General features: G+C 57.3%; 17 protein-coding genes and 1 tRNA gene. 11 read left to right on the top strand and 7 right to left on the bottom strand.

What is annotated here, in order from left to right; all coding sequences use genetic code 11:
- Nucleotides 1–122 precede the first annotated feature (122 nt).
- The 11 genes from KQI84_02770 (at nucleotide 123) to KQI84_02820 (ending at nucleotide 10,440) form a co-directional block, all read left to right on the top strand.
- Nucleotides 123–563, top strand: coding sequence for a four helix bundle protein (locus KQI84_02770; GenBank protein ID MCB2153785.1), 441 nt, complete (start codon nucleotides 123–125; stop codon nucleotides 561–563).
- A 174-nt stretch (nucleotides 564–737) separates the two neighbouring features.
- Nucleotides 738–1,055, top strand: a complete 318-nt coding sequence (locus KQI84_02775) for a B-box zinc finger protein (GenBank protein MCB2153786.1) — start codon at nucleotides 738–740, stop codon at nucleotides 1,053–1,055.
- Nucleotides 1,055–2,065, top strand: a complete 1,011-nt coding sequence (gene thiL / locus KQI84_02780; protein MCB2153787.1) for a thiamine-phosphate kinase — start codon at nucleotides 1,055–1,057, stop codon at nucleotides 2,063–2,065. Before KQI84_02775 ends, thiL begins: the two co-directional genes overlap by 1 nt.
- Nucleotides 2,062–2,535 carry a DUF111 family protein gene (locus tag KQI84_02785; GenBank protein ID MCB2153788.1) on the top strand — a complete coding sequence of 158 codons (474 nt, stop codon included), beginning with the start codon at nucleotides 2,062–2,064 and terminating at the stop codon, nucleotides 2,533–2,535. Before thiL ends, KQI84_02785 begins: the two co-directional genes overlap by 4 nt.
- A gap of 9 nt (nucleotides 2,536–2,544) precedes the next feature.
- Nucleotides 2,545–4,326 (top strand): hypothetical protein, encoded by a 1,782-nt coding sequence (locus tag KQI84_02790; GenBank protein ID MCB2153789.1) that lies wholly within the window; start codon nucleotides 2,545–2,547, stop codon nucleotides 4,324–4,326.
- A 1-nt stretch (nucleotide 4,327) separates the two neighbouring features.
- Nucleotides 4,328–6,181: an excinuclease ABC subunit UvrC gene (uvrC, locus tag KQI84_02795; protein ID MCB2153790.1), complete on the top strand. Its 1,854-nt coding sequence runs from the start codon at nucleotides 4,328–4,330 to the stop codon at nucleotides 6,179–6,181.
- A 49-nt stretch (nucleotides 6,182–6,230) separates the two neighbouring features.
- Nucleotides 6,231–6,323 (top strand) — tRNA-Ser (locus KQI84_02800).
- A 392-nt stretch (nucleotides 6,324–6,715) separates the two neighbouring features.
- Nucleotides 6,716–7,564, top strand: a complete 849-nt coding sequence (locus tag KQI84_02805; protein ID MCB2153791.1) for a nucleotide-binding protein — start codon at nucleotides 6,716–6,718, stop codon at nucleotides 7,562–7,564.
- A gap of 33 nt (nucleotides 7,565–7,597) precedes the next feature.
- On the top strand, nucleotides 7,598–8,167 hold the full coding sequence (locus KQI84_02810; GenBank protein MCB2153792.1) for an NYN domain-containing protein: 570 nt from the start codon (nucleotides 7,598–7,600) through the stop codon (nucleotides 8,165–8,167).
- 2 nt (nucleotides 8,168–8,169) lie between these two features.
- Nucleotides 8,170–8,703 (top strand): NYN domain-containing protein, encoded by a 534-nt coding sequence (locus KQI84_02815; protein ID MCB2153793.1) that lies wholly within the window; start codon nucleotides 8,170–8,172, stop codon nucleotides 8,701–8,703.
- 720 nt (nucleotides 8,704–9,423) lie between these two features.
- On the top strand, nucleotides 9,424–10,440 hold the full coding sequence (locus tag KQI84_02820; GenBank protein MCB2153794.1) for a LacI family transcriptional regulator: 1,017 nt from the start codon (nucleotides 9,424–9,426) through the stop codon (nucleotides 10,438–10,440).
- Here KQI84_02820 and KQI84_02825 read toward each other — a convergent pair whose 3' ends face one another.
- The 7 genes from KQI84_02825 to KQI84_02855 are packed head-to-tail and all read right to left on the bottom strand — an operon-like array spanning nucleotide 10,441 to nucleotide 20,045.
- Complete coding sequence (locus tag KQI84_02825) at nucleotides 10,441–12,438, bottom strand: GH32 C-terminal domain-containing protein (GenBank protein MCB2153795.1); 1,998 nt, start codon at nucleotides 12,436–12,438, stop codon at nucleotides 10,441–10,443.
- Between the two features lie 58 nt (nucleotides 12,439–12,496).
- Nucleotides 12,497–13,951, bottom strand: coding sequence for a glycoside hydrolase family 32 protein (locus KQI84_02830; protein ID MCB2153796.1), 1,455 nt, complete (start codon nucleotides 13,949–13,951; stop codon nucleotides 12,497–12,499).
- 12 nt (nucleotides 13,952–13,963) lie between these two features.
- The gene (locus KQI84_02835; protein ID MCB2153797.1) at nucleotides 13,964–15,082 is read right to left on the bottom strand and encodes an ABC transporter permease; all 1,119 of its coding nucleotides are present in this window, start codon (nucleotides 15,080–15,082) and stop codon (nucleotides 13,964–13,966) included.
- Nucleotides 15,075–16,064, bottom strand: coding sequence for an ABC transporter permease (locus KQI84_02840; protein MCB2153798.1), 990 nt, complete (start codon nucleotides 16,062–16,064; stop codon nucleotides 15,075–15,077). The genes KQI84_02835 and KQI84_02840 overlap by 8 nt, the downstream gene beginning before the upstream one ends.
- Nucleotides 16,061–18,028 carry an ABC transporter substrate-binding protein gene (locus KQI84_02845; GenBank protein ID MCB2153799.1) on the bottom strand — a complete coding sequence of 656 codons (1,968 nt, stop codon included), beginning with the start codon at nucleotides 18,026–18,028 and terminating at the stop codon, nucleotides 16,061–16,063. The genes KQI84_02840 and KQI84_02845 overlap by 4 nt, the downstream gene beginning before the upstream one ends.
- Complete coding sequence (locus KQI84_02850; protein MCB2153800.1) at nucleotides 18,028–19,053, bottom strand: ABC transporter ATP-binding protein; 1,026 nt, start codon at nucleotides 19,051–19,053, stop codon at nucleotides 18,028–18,030. The genes KQI84_02845 and KQI84_02850 overlap by 1 nt, the downstream gene beginning before the upstream one ends.
- Entirely contained in the window at nucleotides 19,050–20,045 is a 996-nt protein-coding gene (locus KQI84_02855) for an ABC transporter ATP-binding protein (GenBank protein MCB2153801.1), read from the bottom strand. The genes KQI84_02850 and KQI84_02855 overlap by 4 nt, the downstream gene beginning before the upstream one ends.
- Between the last annotated feature and the right edge of the window lie 10 nt (nucleotides 20,046–20,055).

Consider the following 20,055-nt stretch of genomic DNA (forward strand, 5'->3'; position numbering starts at 1 on the left):
TCGGATAGCGTGCTCGAACTCGTACTCGAACTCGTACTCGACATATTGCAATTGACCACTTCAATGAGGGATACGTTGCTGGAGCGGGATCTCTCAGCCAATCATGTCGAAGGGGAACCGGCATGGGAAGCGTTGGAAGAACACCGGCATTCGATCACGAGCGACTGGATGTCTATCGAGTGTCCCTGGAATTCACAGGCTGGGCCTGGAAGTTGTGTGGCGGACTGACTGGCCAGGATCGGCACGCGCGGGATCAATTGCTGCGCGCTTCTCAGTCAATTCCTCTGAATATTGCAGAGGGTAATGGCAAACTCCCCTCTCCGGATCGGATTCGATTTCAGCGAATCGCGCTAGGATCGGCACTGGAGTGCGCGGCGATCCTGGATGTGCTCAAGGTCTGCGGCAGTATCCAAGAGACCCGGGCAACGGAGGGGAAGATAATGCTGTCCCGAATAGTCGCGATGCTGACCAAGATGACTTCGCAATGCGGGATCCGTGTACGAGAGCACCAGGAGTCAGGATACGGACTAGTCGAGGATGATCCGGTAGAATTAGGATACTGAGCGAGTACGAGTTCGAGTACGTGTACGAGTGCGAGGGATCCCGGTGGCGGTGCACTCGTACTCGCCCCCTCTGATTTGCGTTGTCGCTGCGGGAAGAGGCGTCATAGATTGTTGGAGTCACTGGGAATCGGTTATCGCAGGGACGGATAGATCATCTTTGCCCGGAGAGATTCGATGGGACTTGAAGTCTGCAAGAACCACCCCGGCCGCAAGGCGGTTGGGATTTGTGCAACGTGCCATGTTCCAATCTGCCAGGAGTGCGCGGTGAAATCGCCGGCGGCGCCGAAGCAGGTTTTCTGCTCGAAGGAACACATGCAGCAGTTCATCTCCTTCGAGGAATCCGGCCGCGGGAATATCCCGAAGCTGCCAGGAAGAAGCCTGGTGAAGCGCATCCTCTCTATGATCATCGCACTGGTCGTGATCGCGGCGATCCTCCACGTGATGGGGTGGATTCCGAAGCTGATTCCGCTTCCATTCTACGATATGTTCTGATGCAGGAAAACACCACCATCGGCGAATTGGGCGAACAGGGCTTTCTTGACCTGTTTCGCGACCGATTTGCGGAGCACACAAGCGGACTGGTGCTGGGGACGGGTGACGATGTGGCGATCACACCGGAGCCGGAGTCGGGACGGCGCTTTGTGTGGACCGTCGATACGATGGTGGAGAACACGCATTTCCGTTTCTGGGACGATGTCTCTCCCCGAGTCATTGCGGCGAAACTGGCCGCCAGCAATCTGAGCGACCTGGCCAGCAAAGGCGCGCGGCCGTTATACGCGCTGCTTTCGCTGGGTGTGCCGTCGGCGACGCGTGTTTCTGATCTGGAGAGATTCTACGATGGCCTGGATGAAATGCTCCTCCGCTTCGGAGCCCGGCTGATCGGGGGGGATACGGTTCGGGCAGACTCGTGGGCGCTGACGTTGACCTTGGTTGGCGATCTGAATACAGACGCGACGGTGGCCAGTCGGGATCGCGCAACACCGGGGCAAAACATCTACGTCACCGGATGTCCCGGGGAGTCGGGCGCCGGATTCCTGGTGCTGGAGAGCGACCAGCAGGGGTGGCGGGAACGTTTCGCGGACCTTGTCGGGCGTCATCTCTCCCCCACCCCGCGCGTCGGCGAGGGTCAGGCACTGGTGGCGCAATTCGATGATCTGGCGATGCTGGATGTCAGCGATGGGATCGTGACGGATTCGGCCCGAATCGTCCGCGCCAGCGGCGTGCGCCTGGCGCTGGAACTGGAGCGCCTTCCTATCTCGGCTAAATTGCAGGAATTCGCCACTGAGGCCGAAAACGATGCGCTAGGGCTTTTTCTGCATGGCGGCGAGGACTACGAATTGCTATTCATGACGGCAGCGGATGAATCGTCTGTCCGCGCGGCTTGCGGCGGCACTCCGGTTCATCGAATCGGCCGGGTCGAAGCAGGCAGCGGCCTGATACTATGCGACAAGAACGGCCGCGAACACCCCATTGAGCAAAGAGGATTTGAGCATTTCGCATGAGCGACGACCTGACCATCGAGACGCTGGATCTGCTGCAGGCAGACCTGGATGACGAGTCGCCGGAGGTTCTGGCGGCGGCGTGCGAGGCGTTGCTGGCGGCGGGTGCGCTGGATGTCGTCTGTCTGCCGATGACCATGAAGAAAGGTCGCCTTGGAACGCGGCTGGAGGTACTCGCACAACCGCAGGATTCCGCTCGCTTGATTCGAATGATGCTGACGGAGACGTCAACACTCGGAGTGCGTCGTCTGCCCGTGGAGCGCACCGCCATGGCGCGCCGATTCGCGGAAGTTGAAGTGTTCGGCGAATCGGTCCGCGTGAAAGTCGCGTTGTTGGATGGGAAACCACTGAAGGCCAAACCGGAATTTGACGATTGCCGCCGAATCGCAGGAGCCACAGGCCAGCCGGTACGCACAGTCCTGGCGGCTGCCCAGGAAGCCATTCGCCGTGCCGGTCTTCTGGATGGATCGTGAGGTGCCCGGATGAACCAGAGGCACCTGTCTCAAATTGTCGCTGACGTTTATCGCCTGTTTCTCCTGACAGTCCTTACGTTCCTGATCTCCGCGATCGCGTTCGCGGCGAATCCAATCGGACTTGCGGATGATGGCCAGCCCTTGCGATGGGCGCCGGGGAGTCCAATCGTCCTGCGCCTGGATCAAGGGACGCTTGGACTCATGACCAATGAAGAGGCAGAGCAACTCGTGCGTGATGCGACCGCTGCATGGTCGGAGCACGCGGAGTTGAACATTCAGTTTGAAATCGGCAAGAAGCTCGGACGCGACGTGACGGTGGATGACTTAGCGGAGTATGGACCGGGCGTGCTGCAAGGCTACAACTCAGTGATCTTCGACGATGATGGTTCGATCCTCCAGGCACTAGGGTATTCGTCCGGAGTCGTCGGATTGTCTGGTATTGAAAATGCCGACGCCGCTGGCCGCATCACGGAATCCTACGTGATTCTCAACGGCACTGCGATGGATGGTATCAGTGAAGCCGGCAACATCGAGGTCTCGCGCGAGGAGTTTCTGTCGATCATCGTCCACGAGTTGGGACACCTGCTGGGACTCGGACATTCCGATCTGAACGGCACTGCCGCCGGATTCGATATGGAGATCCCCGGTTACGGCGTTCCGCCAAGAGAATCGATCGAGACAATGTACTCCTACCTGACGGCCTACGGGGCGACTCCGGAATTGGACGACCTTGCGTATCTTGCCCAACTCTATCCGGCGGATGCCCCGACATCGGCGACGCTGTTCGGCAACGTGACGAACATCGACGGAGCCGGCGTGCCGGGAATTCACATCTCTGCCCGCAGTGAGTCCGATCCATTCTTCGGCGCCGTCGGAACGATCACGGGGGCACGAACGACGCCGGTGATCGGCAGCGCAGGTGCTGGCGAGTTCGTTCTGGCAGGTCTGACACCAGGACATGGGTATTCGCTGGGCGTGACGCAAATCAAGGCGGGGAGTTTCCCGCAATTCGTGTATACGGATTACCTGAATGTGGTCGGCACGCCGGTGTTGGGACTCTATCCTGGTCCCGACGAATATTTGAGCGATCCGGAAACGGAATTGGACACGGGAGCTCTGCCGATCTTTCTCGTCGGGCAGCCGGGCGAGATGGTCGGCCCCATCGAGTTATTGATGAATAACGTCGCGCGGGAGCGGCAAATCACGCAAACGGTCGCGAAGCTGGCTGATATTCATACTACGCCGACGGCGCAGTCTGTGCCGTATCCGGTCCTGATCGAAGGCAGCGTCTTCACGTCGGACCAGGGCGAGATCATCATCACAACGCCGGCGGGGGCCGTGGATGACATCGAAGACTACTATCACATTGTGATCCCGGAAAATCGGCGTGCGCGGTTCATCCTGGAGGGCCAATCGGGCGGCGCGCTTACAGATTTGGACCTGTATCTCTTCCGTCCAGATTCCGGTGCACTGGCACGCTGGAGTGCAACCACCGGCAGTCGCGAGGTCACGTTCCTCTGGAACATCCCGGGCGAGTTGTTGATCGGCGTCTCGAGCTATGATCCCGGCAATGTGCCGGAGGAAACGCCGTTTCGACTATGGATCACGGACACCGAACCTGTTCGGAGCGGCCTGACGATTGCGGCGTTGGAAGACGCAACTCTCGGACAACGTGAGCTGATTCCGCTGGAGGTCGTGAACGCGGATCGCAATGAAGATGGCGTGATCGATGGCGCGGATGTGATTCTGCAGACGATCGATCCGGCAAAGCCTCAACGGGTTCCGCAGTGAGATGATTGAGATCACCGACGAGTTCCTGGCAACGCTGCCGACCAGCCCCGGCGTGTACCTGATGAAGGACAAGGCCGACAAGATCATCTATGTTGGCAAGGCACTGAATCTGCGCTCTCGCGTGCGATCGTATTTCCGCGAGGCCGGCGATGAGCGATTCACGGTGCCGTTCATCCGACGGCGCGTCGCTTCCATCGAGACGATCCTGACGGACTCCGAAAAAGAAGCGCTGCTGCTGGAGAACACACTGATCAAGCGCCACAAGCCGCGCTACAATGTGAAGCTGCGCGACGATAAGACTTACATCTCACTCCGGCTGGATGTCGCACACAAATGGCCGCGCTTGCATCGAGCACGAAAGCGCAAGCGCGGTGACAAGGCATTGTACTTCGGTCCTTATTCGAGCAGCAAATCGGTGAACGAGACGATACGCTTTCTGCAGCGCCTGTTCCCGATTCGGTCGTGTTCGGATCGAGAGTTGGAAGGCCGCGTTCGGCCGTGCATCCTGCACCAGATCGATCGTTGCAGTGCTCCGTGCGTGGGGTTGGTCACACCGGAGCAGTACGAGAAATACGTCGAGAAGACACTGCTCTTTCTGCGCGGGCAGAAGAAGGAAGTCGTCGATCTGCTGAACGAGAAGATGGCCGAGTACAGCGAGGAGTTGCTTTTCGAAAAGGCTGCGATGGTGCGCGACAAGCTGCGTGCTCTGGAGCTGACGGCCGAGGAAGAGAAGGTCCACAGCCACAGAACGTTCGAGCAGGACGTCATCGCAATGTGTCGGCGCGGCGGAAAGATCGCCGCGGCGGTGTTGCACTTCCGGCGCGGGAAACTCGTAGATGTGCGCACGTATCACTTCCCGGATCACGATCTGGAAGACGCGGAGGTCATGGAGGACTTCCTGTCTCGATTCTACGAGCCCCCGCGTGTTGTGCCGTCGGCCATACTAGTCTCGGCGATGCCGATGAACGAGGACTTGCTGAGGCCGATGCTTGAGGAACAGCGAGAGGGTCCTGTCGAAATCCGACAACCCCAGCGCGGCGAGAAGCGGCGCATGATGGAGATGGCGGCACAGAATGCCGAGGCGGCACTCGAACGCGCGCTGACTGGTCAGAAGACGATGGAGGAGACGCTCGCGAACCTGCAATCGGCACTGCATCTCGAGAAGTCACCGCGGCTGATCCAATGCTTCGATATTTCCAATCTGCAAGGCAGCTTCCCTGTCGGGTCGATGGTGACCTTCCGCGATACGGAGCCGGAGAAGAGTCGCTATAAGCGGTTCCGCATCAAGACCGTCGAGGGGCAGAATGACTTCGCGATGATGGACGAAGTCCTGCGCCGCCAGTACGGGCGATTGAAACGCGAGGAGGGGGAATTTCCCGACCTCGTCATCATCGACGGCGGTATCGGGCAATTGAACGTGGCGCGGGAGGTGTTCGCCGACCTTGGGCTGACAAAGGACGTCCCGGTGGTGGGGCTGGCGAAGGCACGGCTGAAATCTCGCGACGGAGAACAGGTGCGGACCGAAGAGCGAATCTTCCTGCCCGGCCGCAAGAATCCCGTCACATTCCGGCGCGCGGACCCGGCGCTCCATCTGATCGAACGAATCCGGGACGAGACGCACCGGTTCGCCGTAACGTACCACCGCCTGCTGCGGTCGCGGCGGGCTCTGCGGACGGGTCTGGAGGACATCCCCGGGGTCGGTCCGAAACGTCGCGGGTTGCTGCTGAAGCGCTTCGGCAGCCTGGCGAAGATCCGCGCCGCGAGCGTAGAAGAACTGGCTGGCGTGGACGGAATTCCACCACCGATTGCCGAAGCGGTGTACCTGTTCCTGCACCCGGAAGATTCCGGGGATTAGGCCTTGACTTGCCCGCAGTCCCTCCCCAAATTGCTGCCCCTGCCGCAACGGAGAGGTGGCCGAGCGGCTGAAGGCAACGGTTTGCTAAACCGTCGTAGGGGGATTACCTCTACCGCGGGTTCGAATCCCGCCCTCTCCGCCATATACAATACTGAAACCGTTGCACTTACAGCCTTCAAAAAAACGGTTTTGGGACCAAGTGGGACCATACAATGGAAGAAGCCCCTGGGAACAGGGGCTTTTCTCGTTTTAGCTCGTGATTATTTGCCGCCGTCTTCGCCTTACGCCGCTTTCACCGTCGCGTAAGGAACCGGGGGCATACCAACCTTGACATTCGGTGATTCTGTGGCTTGCATATTTGCCAAGACACCTTTTGATGGGGCAAGTGATAGAGGAGGGCAGCGCTGAAAATTGCCGAGACGAGTCTATCAGATACGATGCCACGCGATAGACTGACCTAACTGACAGTCGATCCCAATAGTGACCCCGGTCAGCATTAGTTTCGTATGCCTAACCCAAAGCAGGAGAAGAGTAGTGCAAAGCGAATCCGACAGGGCTGAATACGATCTAGCCACCAAGGGCTTGGACACCTTGAAGAGATTGCTCAACGAGTTCCCGGAATCTGGGGAGCCCGCGCAGTTCAAATTGTGGCACAGATCGTTGTTCGCGATGGTTGAGTATATCTTCGGTCCTCGTTCGACGGAACTTGATGATCTGAAGACGATGGAACTGCCTTGTTACTGTCCTCCAAGGTCCACCGAGGACTCAATGTACTATGAAGAGGACTTGGCAAAAGCAAGAACCTACATTCAGGAGCTCGTCAACGTACAGGAATACAAGATTCGGCTGTTTGCTCCGAGTACCCCTGAAAGGGCATCCTTTCCGGAAACTGCCACTGCACTTACTAGCGATGTCTTCATTGTCCACGGTCACGACAACGCTCCGAAGGAGGAAGTCGCCCGCTTTCTTGAAAAAGGTGGACTCAACGCTATCATCCTTCACGAAAAACCGAACGAAGGTAAGACCATAATCGAAAAGTTCGAGTCCAACACGGAAACAGCCTGCTTCGCTGTAATACTGCTTACCCCCGATGACGTTGGTCTGTCCAAGAAGGAGTACGATGCCAAGCCCGATAAGAACAACCCAGCGATGAATTCACGTGCCAGGCAGAATGTCGTCTTCGAGTTCGGCTACTTCGTCGGGAAGCTGGGCAGGAGCCGCGTTTGCCCCTTGCTCGTCGATGGAGTCGAGAAGCCATCCGACATTGACGGCGTCGGATACGTCTCGCTTACGAGTGGTTGGAGAAGACTCCTTGCAAGGGAGATTGCTGCCGCAGGGGTTCCATTCAACTCCGATAGAGCATTGGGCGTGAGGGAATCCTAGTCTGATTCGCCTGAACTGGAGTAAGCTATGCCAATGGTTGCATTGATCGACGGCGAGAACCTCACCTTTCGTTATCAGGCGATGCTTGAGGCTGAGGACGGGGACGTGCAGTATACACCATTTCCATACGTTCATCACATTCGGGACTCCTACGTTTGGTGCAATGGACTGATTCCGCCAATGCGTGTGTCAAGAGACCCCTTCCTTCGGGTTTCCTATTTCACGTCCACAAAGCAGCACAAGGTTTCGGAATTGAATCAGACGATAGCAGAACGTCATCAATGCTCCCCGGGGTGGGACGGCTGCGTGGTCCCACGAGTCTTCATCAAGAACCAACAGGACAAGAAGACGAAAGCGATCGACATCGCCATCTGCATTGAAGCGATGCACTACATCAAAACGCAACGCTGTGAAGACATTGTCTTGGTTTCAGGAGATGGTGACTACATCCCCCTAATCAAGGAGCTGATGCGAAACGGAATCCGCGTCCACTGCCGCGCTCTTTCCAGCGGCTGCAAAGAGGAATTGAAGTTCGTTTCTGACAGCTTCGAATACCTTGATTCCGCCCTCTTCCAGAATGCCGAGAACAAGGGGGTACGTTGATTATGAGTCGAGGCGTTGTACTTATCGACGGTGACTACCTTCTGTCAAACTACGAGAAAATGAAGAATGACGGTTGGATCCGTGCCAGCGAGACCGTACATCACCCCGGCGAAGTTGTGTGGCACAGGGAGCTGTCTAGCATTGCCAATCGCTTGCGCGTGGAGTATTACGTACATACGGGAAAGGGGAAGTGTGAGGTGATGCGGGACTGCATCGCAGAGAGATGCATCTACGGAAAAAACGCGACATCCACGGCAACACCCATAGTGACTTGCTCTCCGATCAAGAGCACTGCGATTGATTTCTGTGTAAATGCGCTTCGCTATGCTCTCGAAAACATCTGCACCGACATAGTGCTTGTATCGGGAGACCCCGATTACCTGCCGTTGATGGAAGAACTCAAACGCTTGGGGATGCGCGTTCACGCTCGGTTCTTCGATTGCGGGACGATTGACCCACGCTTTCACTCCATTCCCGATACATTCACTCCGCTGGAGCGGATTCTCTTCAGCGGAAGTCCACTGCCCCAAAAGTAGGGACGCAGGACGTAATTGGGCGCACTTCTGGCAGTAGCCACCTCGGAGGGTGAGGAACTCAGTCAAAAGCGATTCTGACAGCAGAGAAGGCTCCCAAGCCGGAGGGCGTTTAGCTTGGGAGCCCCAAGAGGGCGTTTGCCCGGTGCAGTAGGACTGCTATCAACCCTTCTGCTTTGATTTACGAAGAAGGTCTTCGTCTGACAGGTCTGCCTTCGCCAGCACAGGCACCTTGGTAATAAATTCGCGCATCTTAGCTATGATGCTCTCCCCTTTTCTGTGCTAACGGGGATGTTAGCTTTTCGCGGTTTGGGGCCGACCAGGGATGTGCCCGAGTCGGCCGACTTCCGCCGGAACATGGTTCCCGAGGGTACCGCGCGACCACACTTCGTTGTAGTCCTTGCATCGGGCTTCCACCTTCCCCCGCGCATCTGCCAGCGATAAGAATCAGTGGATGTTCAAGGACTTCCCCCTCAGGTGTTGCCAATATCCCAGATGACTGGCGGTCGGTACGGAATTCGTAGAAGCTCATCACATCAAATCTTTTGACACGAGTGAAGTAACGGATGGATACTCCAGCGCCATGGGAATTGGCGAGAGCGACTGACCTGCTTTGAAAGCGAGGAGTGGGGACCAGAACTCTGTGAATACATGACTTAGGCGCATCTCTGATGTGCTGTTGGTGGAGAAAGCCTCGGTGACTTGGTGTGGGAGAAACGTTTCATGCTCACGATGAGTGACGTGGCAAAGCTCTGCGGTGTTTCCCGGCAGACTGTCCACGCCGTGATCAATAACAAGCCCGGCGTCTCCGAGAAGACGCGCCAGAAGATTTTGCGCGTTGTGAAGGAGCACAATTATCGCCCGAACAAACTAGCGGCTGCATTGAACACGAAGTCCATGCGACTTGTGGGTGTGACGATCCTGAATATCCGCAACCCGTTCTTCGCGGATCTGATCCAAGGCATCAATCGGGTCCTGAAGAGCAGTGACTACCACCTGATGGTTTTCGAGGTCAGCACGAAGGATGAAGAGGAAGAAGCTATCGAGACTCTGCTCGCCTACCAGGTGACCGGCATCATCTGCTCGCCCTTCCAGGACCCTTCACGGACCGGACATCTCGAGGCAGTGCAGAAGCGCGGAATCCCGCTAGTGTCGATCGGTCCGGTCAGCGGACTCGGCACACACCACGTAGAGGCCGAACCTTTCGAGGTCGGCGCACAGGCGGCCCAGCACCTGATCGACATGGGGCATCAGAGGATCGCGTACCTCGAGGGACCAATGACTGTCATTTCTACTCAGGAACGCACTCTGGGATTCGTAACGACGCTCAGGAAGGCGGGGCACACGGTTGCCGAAGTTAACGTCGTTGCGTGCGGAGATACTTCCGATGATGGAAGGCGCGCAGCGATGGAACTGCTGAACCAGAGTTCGAGTTCACGCCCCACGGCGATCGCCTGCTTCAACGATATGGTTGCTCTTGGCGTTTACGAAGCCGCCGCGGCCCTGCAGCTCAAGATACCGAGGGATGTCAGTGTCACCGGCTGCGACGATATTCAGCTCGCCCCGCTTCTGGGTCCACCGCTCAGTACGGTTCGCATTCCGATCATCGAAATGGGCGAGACCGCCGCTTCCATGTTGCTGTCGCAGGTCGGTGTTGAAACGCCGCCGACTGTATACTCGACACAGAAATTCCGTCCAGAGTTCATCGTGCGCGAGTCGGTAAAGCGCATTAAGAGCTGACTACTTCATCAGCCAGCCGATCAATCCATACTCATCGTTCCAGATCGATTTTAACTCCCAGGCATTGAGTTCTTCCAGACGCACGGCGCCATTGCTTGAGAACACCTCGACGCCCAGTGCCTCGGGCGACGGGAAGATCAGCGAGGTCAACACCGTTGCGCCGTCGTCTACGAAGACCTCGACTGAGAGTTGATCCACAAAGATATGGATTCGAATGGAGTTGCCGGAGGTTTCTACGGGGCCACGCGAGACGATGTTGAAGTTCGGGATCTCAACACCGTTCGCGTTGGCGCGATTTACGTAGATCTCCGAGGAAGCTTCGTCGAAGCCAACGACTAGTTGCTTTCCATCACCGATGCACAAGTTGAGTCCGTAGTGGCCAGTTCGGGTAGTTGTCAGGCGGAAAGTCGCGTCGATCTCATAGGTATTCCGAGACGGTGAGAATCCCGAGATGGGACTCGTTCCGTTCAGCAATATGTTCTCGATGTGCACGCGATCTTTGCGCAGTGTCTTCAACTCCTCGATCGGTTGCTGCAGGATCTGGAATCCCTGAGTCTCCGACGTGACCAAGCGCAATTCACGGGGAATCGAGTGCGCCGTGCTCCCGCCCCACGTTGTCGGGATGCTGTTTGCGTAGTCCCAGCAATTCATCCACGCGATCCAGATCGTTCGGTCTTCCGTTCCGTCGAAATCTCGGAACGTCTTCGTTGCATAGAAGTCGTTTCCCCAATCGGCCCAGTACGTTTGCTCGCGATCCGTCTGCAGCTTTGTGTCGCTGAATCGAATCTCGTCCAGCAGAATGTGCCCCCAGCCGCCTTCCGCATCATCGATCGCACGAATGCAGGCCGTTTTGCCAATCAGGTCTCGAACGTCCCATCCTCTCCAACGCAGCGATTCCGACTCCGGTCCGGGGATCGAGCGCACGATCTCTCCATCGATCAGAAGCTGCAGTTCCGTCTTGTTGGCAAACGCGCCGCCGCCTATCAGGAAATTGACGAAGGGTTTTTCGATTGTGAACTCTCGCGAGGTCATCGTGCCCTTTGTGTCGTCGCCACCGTGGAAGCTGTTTGCCAGGTGGTCGTCGAAGTAGCCGGTCACAGGGTTCTCTGTTGGAAGCGCTCCCCGGGCCGGCGCATCGCCGAAAGCCTCTCCCGTCGTCTTCCAGTCGCCGTACCCTTTCTCGAAATCCTCGAAGACCTCGCCAGGCACGCCGGCACCCTCGTCCAGGAATTTCTTCATCGTCGGATCCAGAACGAACGTGGTCCCAGTGAACTCGCCGACGAAGTATTGGGTCTTGTTGGGGCCAACGCCGCAGATCAAGACCCACTTGAGGTTCTTCGGGTCGCCATCCAGCGGCATCTGCAGCAAGTCCGGTACTTCCCACGCATTCTGCTGCGCGCCGACATTGCCGAACTCGCCCATGTACGTCCAGTCTTTCAGATTGGGGGAGTAGTAGAACTCGAGCTTCTTCTCCGGCGGTCGAGCGATTACCATCACCCAACGCCCGCGAACTTCATCCCAGAAAATCTGTGGATCGCGGAAGTCCTTGCTGGTTGAATCGATAACGGGATTGCCGTCCCAGAATCGGAAGTTGCGGTAGTTCTGGCTGTAAGAGAGGCCCTGGCGCTGGATGCCGGTGGAGTATTCGTGCATCGTGTAGATCGCAACCATGGGCGGAATTCCATTCACGCCGAATCCGCTCGTATTATCCTTATCAACGACAACACAGCCGGAGTAATATCCGAACGACCCATCGTCGCCCAGCATCGCCCAGCCCATGTCGTCCCAGTGCAGGAGATCCGGCGATGTCGCGTGGCCCCACCAGAAGACGTGGTACTTCCCATCATAGAGTAATGGGCCGTCCGGATCGCCGAGCCAACCGGACTGTGCCGAGAAATGGAATTGGGGACGGTACTTCTCTTCGTACATGCCGCGCCTCGCACAAGCCATACTGCCCGCCATCGACAGCAGCATGACCATCCAGAGAACTCTCTTCATCTTCAACCCTCTCATCGATCACCATACTCTCTTATGTGCCTGACGCTGTAAATGTGATTTACTCCTTGGGCATCAGTTGCTGACGAACATCCCCGTGGAAGATCGCGTCCAACTCCCAGACATCCAGCCGATCCAAGGCAATCGGCCCGTACGGGCTTGAAATTCGCAAGTCGATCATTCCACCGGGCGATACCGGATTGATGATCCGAGTCGCGATCGTTCTATAATTCAGGTACACTTCGACAACCGATCTGTCCACGAAGACATGCAGCCGCATGGCTGAGGAACGCTCTTCCGCACCGAACTTGTAGATGGTTCCACCGACCAGCAATTCCTTGCGGGGATGATCGACAACGATAGAGAGATCCCGAGTAGCCAACTCAATTCGCGCATCGTCGGGTGCATCGTATTCCAGAAGGAGTTCCTGGTTTGCCGAGGCGATTCCTCTGAAAGTCTCTGCGCCATCCACTACCATCCGTCCAAATGACCGAGAGTTGCGGCGTAGTGCACTCAGTTCCGCGACGGGCGCCATGGAGAGTTTGCCGTCAGCGCACAGTCTGAGTTCACGCGGCAGCGCCAGGACACCGTTCCATCCTTCGCCCTCGTCGAAGCCACGAACCCAGGCCCACATGATGCGACGCCCCTGAGAATCCAGAAACACGTTTGGTGCGAAGAAGTTGCGACTCACATCCAGCGCGCTGGATGTTTCCACCTTGAAGGTCAAGGACTCCAGATTGAAATCGCCCACGTAGTACTCATTCACCGCAGGCGGAGTAATTGTCAGGATGAACTTCCCGCCCACCTGAAAGAAGCACGGCACTTCGATGTTATGCACGTTCGGGTCGGGATGCTCAAAGAGAATGCCACAGTACTTCCAATTCAGCAAATCGGGCGTAGTGGCCTCGTACAAGGTCACAACGCCTCTGTGCTTGCCATCGGGCTTCTGAATATTGCCCGCCAGCACGCAGAACTGCCGCCCAGCGACCGAAAAGAACGCCGGGTCGCGCCACTCGTAGACCTGAAGGCCATTGTGGATTTCCGGTGTCATGATCGGGTTTGCCGAGTGGCGTTTCCAGCGGATGAGATCATCGTCCAATGGCACCGCCACCATTTGCTCGGCGTATTCACGTGGAGTCCGATCGTTCTTGATCGATGTATAGAACAACATCGGACGACCATCCGGATCGAAGACGATACTGCCCGACCACACTCCTTCTTCACTGTAGTTCTCATCCGGTCCCAAGGCGATAGGCAGATGTTCCCACGAGACCAGGTCCCGGCTGCGCGCGTGGCCCCAGTGCATGTTCCCCCACACGTCGCCGAATGGATTGAACTGGTAGAAGATATGGTACCACCCCTTGTAGTAGACAGGACCATTCGGGTCGTTCATCCAGTTCGCGGGCGAGTGCACATGGTACACGGGACGAGCCAACTTGCTCTCTGCATTTGGCAGTGCAGCAAGAACGCTCTCCAGTGGATTCCGAGATTCGAGACCGGTCATCTCCGCAGACATAGTGCACCTACCCTAGTGGTTTTTGGGATCGAGAGCATCTCTCAGCCCATCGCCCAGCATATTGAAACTGACAACAGTAATCAGTACGGGAATTGCCGGGAGCAGCAGCCATGGGTACTGCACCAGCACTCGGACTTTCTGCGCGTCCTCCAGCAATGTTCCCCAACTGATCATCGGGGGACGAACTCCCAGCCCAAGGAACGACAGCGCCGTTTCACCCAGGATCGTTCCTGGAATCGCGAGCGTCGCGACGACTACGAGGTAGCCTACGCAATTCGGCACGAGATGGCGAACGATGATGTAGGCATGCGAACCGCCGAATGTCTCCGCCGCTTTCACGTAATCCTGTCCGCGATACGAAAGCACCAAGCCGCGGATCTGACGCGCCAGTCCGCCCCATCCGATGAGCGATAGTATGATCACAATTCCAAGGTATGTTTGTGTCGGCCCCCAGGTGGCGGGCAATGCGGCTGCCAGGGCAATCCACAATGGAATCGACGGGAAACTCATCAACAACTCGATCGAACGCTGCATCACGTTGTCCAGCCATCCGCCAAAGTAGCCGGATACCGCACCGATCAGCGTCCCAATGATCGTGGTGATCGCGACACCTATGAGACCGATCGTCAGCGATACACGCGCACCGTGGAATATGCGACTCAGCAAGTCGCGCCCGAGTCGATCCGCCCCGATTGGTCGCCAATCGATATCAGGCACGCTGACGAGGTGTCGCTCCGTCGGGATCAGGCCAATGAGCTTGTATGGTTCGCCCTTTGCGAACAGACGGATGGGGTGAGTCGCAGACTGATCGATTGTGTAGACGCGTTCCATCCCGTCCTCGGAAAGCCCCATCTTCAAGTCGTACACGAATGGGCGAGTGAGCTTACCATTGTGGGAGAAATGTGGCATCATCGGCGGCGCGTAGATCCGATCCTTCACAACCGTGTTCGGCGCGACGGGCGACATGAATCCGGCCACGGCGGCCGAGACGTAGAGCAGCACGATGATCACGGCGGAGATACGTGCCAGGCGATTGTGACGAAGCTCCCGCCAAACGCGTTTCCGTCGGCTGATCAAGCCTTCGGCTTCGACCGCAAAGGCTTCGGGATCTTTGTGCATTCGATCAGTCATATCGAATCCTCGGATCCAGAAGTGCCAGCGCGATGTCCGCGAGGAGATTCCCAACGAGCAGCATCGCGCTCATCATCAGAATCAGCGATCCTGCCAGGTACATATCCTGCACCTGCAGCGACTCAAAGAGAAGCAGGCCAGCCGTTGGCAGGTTGAGGACGATCGAGATAATCGCCGAGCCGGAGAGTAGTGACGGCAGGCTCATCCCCATGATCGAGACGATTGGATTGATCGCCATGCGCAGCGCGTGCTTGCCGACGATCTTGCGCCGCGAGAGCCCCTTTGCTCGCGCCATTCGGATATACGGCTGCGACAGAGTATCGATCACCGATCCACGCATGATGCGCATGATGCCGGCGGTTCCATTGATCGCGACAATCGCCGCAGGCACCCACAGGTGCTTCAGTAGATCGAGAACCTTGTGAATCGACCAAGGCGCAAACTCGTACTCGGGCGAGAAGAGGCCGAGGAAGCTGGTGTTCATGACGAAGATGCCAAACACCAACAGGGCCAATGCCACGAGGAACTCCGGCAGGCTCATGCCGATGAAGCTGACAATGCTGATTGCGACATCCTCGCGCTTGAACTTCTTCATCGCCGCCAGAGTCCCCAGAGGGATCGCCAACAAGTACACGAAGATGAAACTCGTTCCTGACAGCAACAGCGTAAAGCCGATGTAACTCCAGATGATGTCTGTTACCGGCTCGTCGTAGATGAAACTCTCACCGAAGTCACCGTGTAGAACGATGCCCGAGACCCACTTGAAGTACTGCACCGGCATCGGCTGGTCCAAACCATAGCGGCGTTCCAATTGCTGCTTCTGCAGAATGGCCGAACCCGTTGCGCCTTGCGCTTCCAGTTCAGCGATCTTCTGATCGATAAAGGTGCCTTCGGGGAGCTGAATGATGATGAAGCTGATCAGCGAGATCGCGAACAGCATCGGAATGAAGACTAGAATCCGCCGGAGGATGTACGTAATCATCGTGTCGCCTCCGCTCGGAAGCCATCGCTCTCACCATCTCCCTTGTAGTCCGGGTCGAAGAAGAACTGCTCGGGGTTACGGTTCGCCGGCTGCACAATAGCCCAGGGACCAATCACGCCGGACTTCGGAATGTTCCGAAGATTGCGCTTCGTCACGACGGGCGCGAACTGGCGACCCGTGGTGCCGATAATCACTGGGCCTTCGCGAAGTTGTATCTCGATCGCATCCAGAACCAGATCGTGACGCTTCTCCTGATCCTTTGTGCGCTTGATCTCGTCGAAGATGTCGACGAGTTCCTTCGTCCAACCCGTCGGCGCCTTCCCCTTGTCGCCGCCGGTGATGTACCACCGCCCCGTCTGGGGATGCCAGTAGTACGCGACCACTGGAAAGACGTATCCCGGGAACGTGAACAAATCCATTTCGCTCATGTGTTGCATGTAGAGATCGAACTCCGCCTCGCGCACGCGACGATCGCGGCGTCCACCAATGTCGCGCTGCAGCAAGACGTTGAGGCCGACGTTCCGCAGCATCCCTTGCACGAGGATCGCCTCGTCCATCGCCAGCGGCCAATCCTGCACGTCGACGATCAGGGTCAGCGGCTTGCCGTCGTACATTCGATAGCCATTCTTGTCCCTCATTGTGAGGCCCGCTTCGTCCAACTTCGCATTTGCCTTGTCGACATTGAACTCGCTCCAGGCCTTTTTCCAGCGCTCCAGTACTTCCTGTCCGCGCGGACTCTGGAAGTGCCACGATTCATCCGTGATCGTCGCGCCGCGAGGCTCCGACAGACCGCCCCAAATCACCTGGTTGATCAGTTCGCGATCGATGGCGTAGGCAATGCCCTCGCGGAGGCACTTGTTCGTCAGCAACTTTGCCCGTTCCGGATCCTTGTTTTCCATGTTCACGACGATTGCGAACAGGGCCCCGGTGCCTTCTTCCCAACGGCGAATCTGGTAGTTACCCTCATCCGCAAATTGCTTGAGCAGCCCATAGTCCTGGCGCGAGACGTAGCGGAATTGTGCGTCGATATTCCCGCTCATGATCATTAGTACGCCGGTCTCGGACGATTGCACTCGCGTGCTCACGACCCGGTCGATGTAGGGCAACTGCCGCCCCAGCTTGTCCACGGTCCAATAGTACGGATTGCGTTCGAAGATGACCCGATCGCTCGTTCCGCTGATGTATGTCAACATCCACGGCCCCAGCGTCGGTCGATTCACATCCGTGATGTCTCCGAACTTGCGATCGAATTCCGTGAAGTCCTCATACTCGTCCGTGTAGTCCGGATGAAACTGCTTCAGATAATGCGCCGGCCGAATCACCGTTTCCGGAACCCAGAAGCCTGTCGCCATCATCACTGGAAGCGTATAGAAGGGCTCCTTGTATTTGAAGACCACTGTGTACAAATCCGGCGTTTCCAACTCCATCAACTCGCCACCCGAATATGCCCACTCCTGTGGCATTTCAGAGGTCCGATCATCCGTGGCGACATCCCACCAGAATGCAATGTCTGAACTGTCGAACGGTTCGCCGTCGCTCCATCGAACGCCCTTGCGCAGATGAAACGTGATTTCATTACCGGCATCGTTGAATTCCCAGGAGGTCGCGATTCCGGGGATGATATCCGTTGTCTCCGGATTCCAGCGCGTCAATCCCCAGTAGTTATTGATCAACCGAAACGTCGGGAAGTCAGGATACAGGTGGAACCGCCGCCAGGTGCCCCCATACAGCCCCGGCGTTTCGACGGGCTCTACGATGCGGGGATCTTCCGGGAGGCGGTCTTCAAGCGGCGGAAGTTCGCCCGCGGCCACCTCCTTTGCCAAGAGGGGCGATTCCTTCAGTTGCAGGTTCTCTTCCCGACTGATATCGGCGTAGCTCGAATCGCCTTCGCTCTTCGGCTGGCAGCCGCCGAGCATGACTGCCAGCGCAATCGTCACAAGCAGGATGCTGAATCTCGCGGCCATCACGATTGGCCTCCCCGTCCCGCGAGATTCAGTTCCTCTGCATGGAAACAAGCAGCCTTTCGGCCCATCGCGATCTCGCGCAGGTCGGGCACGCGTGCTTCGCACTCCTTCGTCGCGTAAGGACAGCGCTGGCGGAAATCACATCCACTGTCTGACCTCGCCGGATCGGAGAACAGCGTCTCCTTCTTCTGTGGGTCTGTGCGCTGCGCGGGTGTGGCCACCGGAATCGACTTCAGCAGCATCTCCGTGTACGGGTGCTTCGGGTTGCTGTAGACATGGTCGCGGGGACCTTCCTCAACGATGCGTCCCAGGTACATTACTGCAATGCGATCGCTCATGTAGCGCACAACATCCAGGTTGTGGGCAATGAACAGGTACGTCAGTCCCCACTTGCTCTTCAGGTCTTTCAGAAGATTTAGAATCTGGGACTGCACGGAAACATCGAGAGCCGATACCGGCTCGTCGAGAATCAAAAGCTTCGGATTCAGAGCGATCGCGCGGGCAATGCCGATGCGTTGACGCTGGCCGCCGGAGAAGGCATGCGGATAGCGATTTGCATAAGACGCCCGCAGCCCCACTGCCTCAATCAACTCCTCGACGCGCTTATCGATCTCCTCCTTCGTCATTCCCCCCTGCAGTTTCAGCGGCTCGCCAACGATGTCTCGAATCGTCAGCAGCGGGTTCATTGAACTCGTCGGATCCTGAAAGACCATCTGGATGAAGCGGCGGTACGGCTTCAATTCACGTCGCGTCGCGTGCGAGTAGAGCACTTCGCTGCCGTTGAATCGTGCGATGACTTTTCCATCCGTCGGCGCAAGAATTCGAAGCAGCGTCTGGACGAGTGTCGACTTCCCACAGCCACTCTCCCCCACCAGGCCAAGCGTTTCACCCTCGCGAATCTGCAACGACACGTCATCCACGGCGCGAACATGCCCGATCGTGCGCCGAAAGATACCCTTTGTAACAGGGAACCACATCCGCAGATTCTGCGTTTCAAGAATCGGGGGCCGCTCGCCTTCGCTCATGAGTCGCCTCCGTGGGCAGGGTCGCTCAGCCAACAGGCAACGCTGTGGCCGTCGCCCATTTCAAACTTGGGCGGCATCGTCGTGCACTGCTCCATCTCAAGAGGGCAGCGACCACGGAAGGGGCAGCCTTCAGGCGTATGGCTGATGTCCGGGACGACTCCGCGAATGTGCGAGAGCGGCGCATCCGGATCCGAGTCAGGCAGTGGGATGCTCGTGAACAAGCCCATCGTATAGGGATGCTGTGGATTGCGGAAGATCGTATTCGAATCGCCCGATTCAACAATTTTGCCAAGGTACATCACGTGTACTTCATCGGCCATCTCTGCGACGACGCCCATATCGTGCGTGATGATTAGAATGGACATTCTCTTGTCACGTTGCAGCGCGCGGAGCAGGTTCAGCACTTGCGCTTGAATCGTGACATCAAGTGCAGTCGTCGGCTCATCTGCGATGAGCAGGCGTGGTCCGCAGGACAACGCCATCGCGATCAATGCGCGCTGACACATACCGCCGGACATCTGATACGGATACTCGCGAACGCGACGCTCGGGGGCAGGGATTCCAACTTCGGCCAGCAAACTCACTGCGCGATTCCATGCGTCTGCTTTGCTCGTGGATTCGTGAGCGAGAATCATCTCCACGATCTGCTCGCCTATCGTGTATACAGGCGTCAGGGCACTGCGCGCATCCTGCGAAATCAGCGCGATCTCCCCGCCACGTAGTTTCATTAGTTGCTTCGAATCTTCATCGAGTGCAGCCAGATCTTCCGTCGACCCGTCTGAGTGGCAAAACCGAATTGCCCCTCCTGAAATCCGCCCGGGTTCTTCCAAAATGCGCAGAATCGCCATGCCGGTCAGGCTTTTGCCACATCCGCTTTCGCCCAGTAGTGCTACTGTCTTTCCCTCGGGAATGGACAGATCGATCCCGCGCACGGCTTTCACAAAGCCGGTCCGGAGGTCGAAACCGACTTCCAGATTCTCGACACGCAGGATGCATCCATCC

The sequence above is a fragment of the bacterium genome (assembly GCA_020444065.1).
GTDB lineage: Bacteria > Sumerlaeota > Sumerlaeia > SLMS01 > JAHLLQ01 > JAHLLQ01.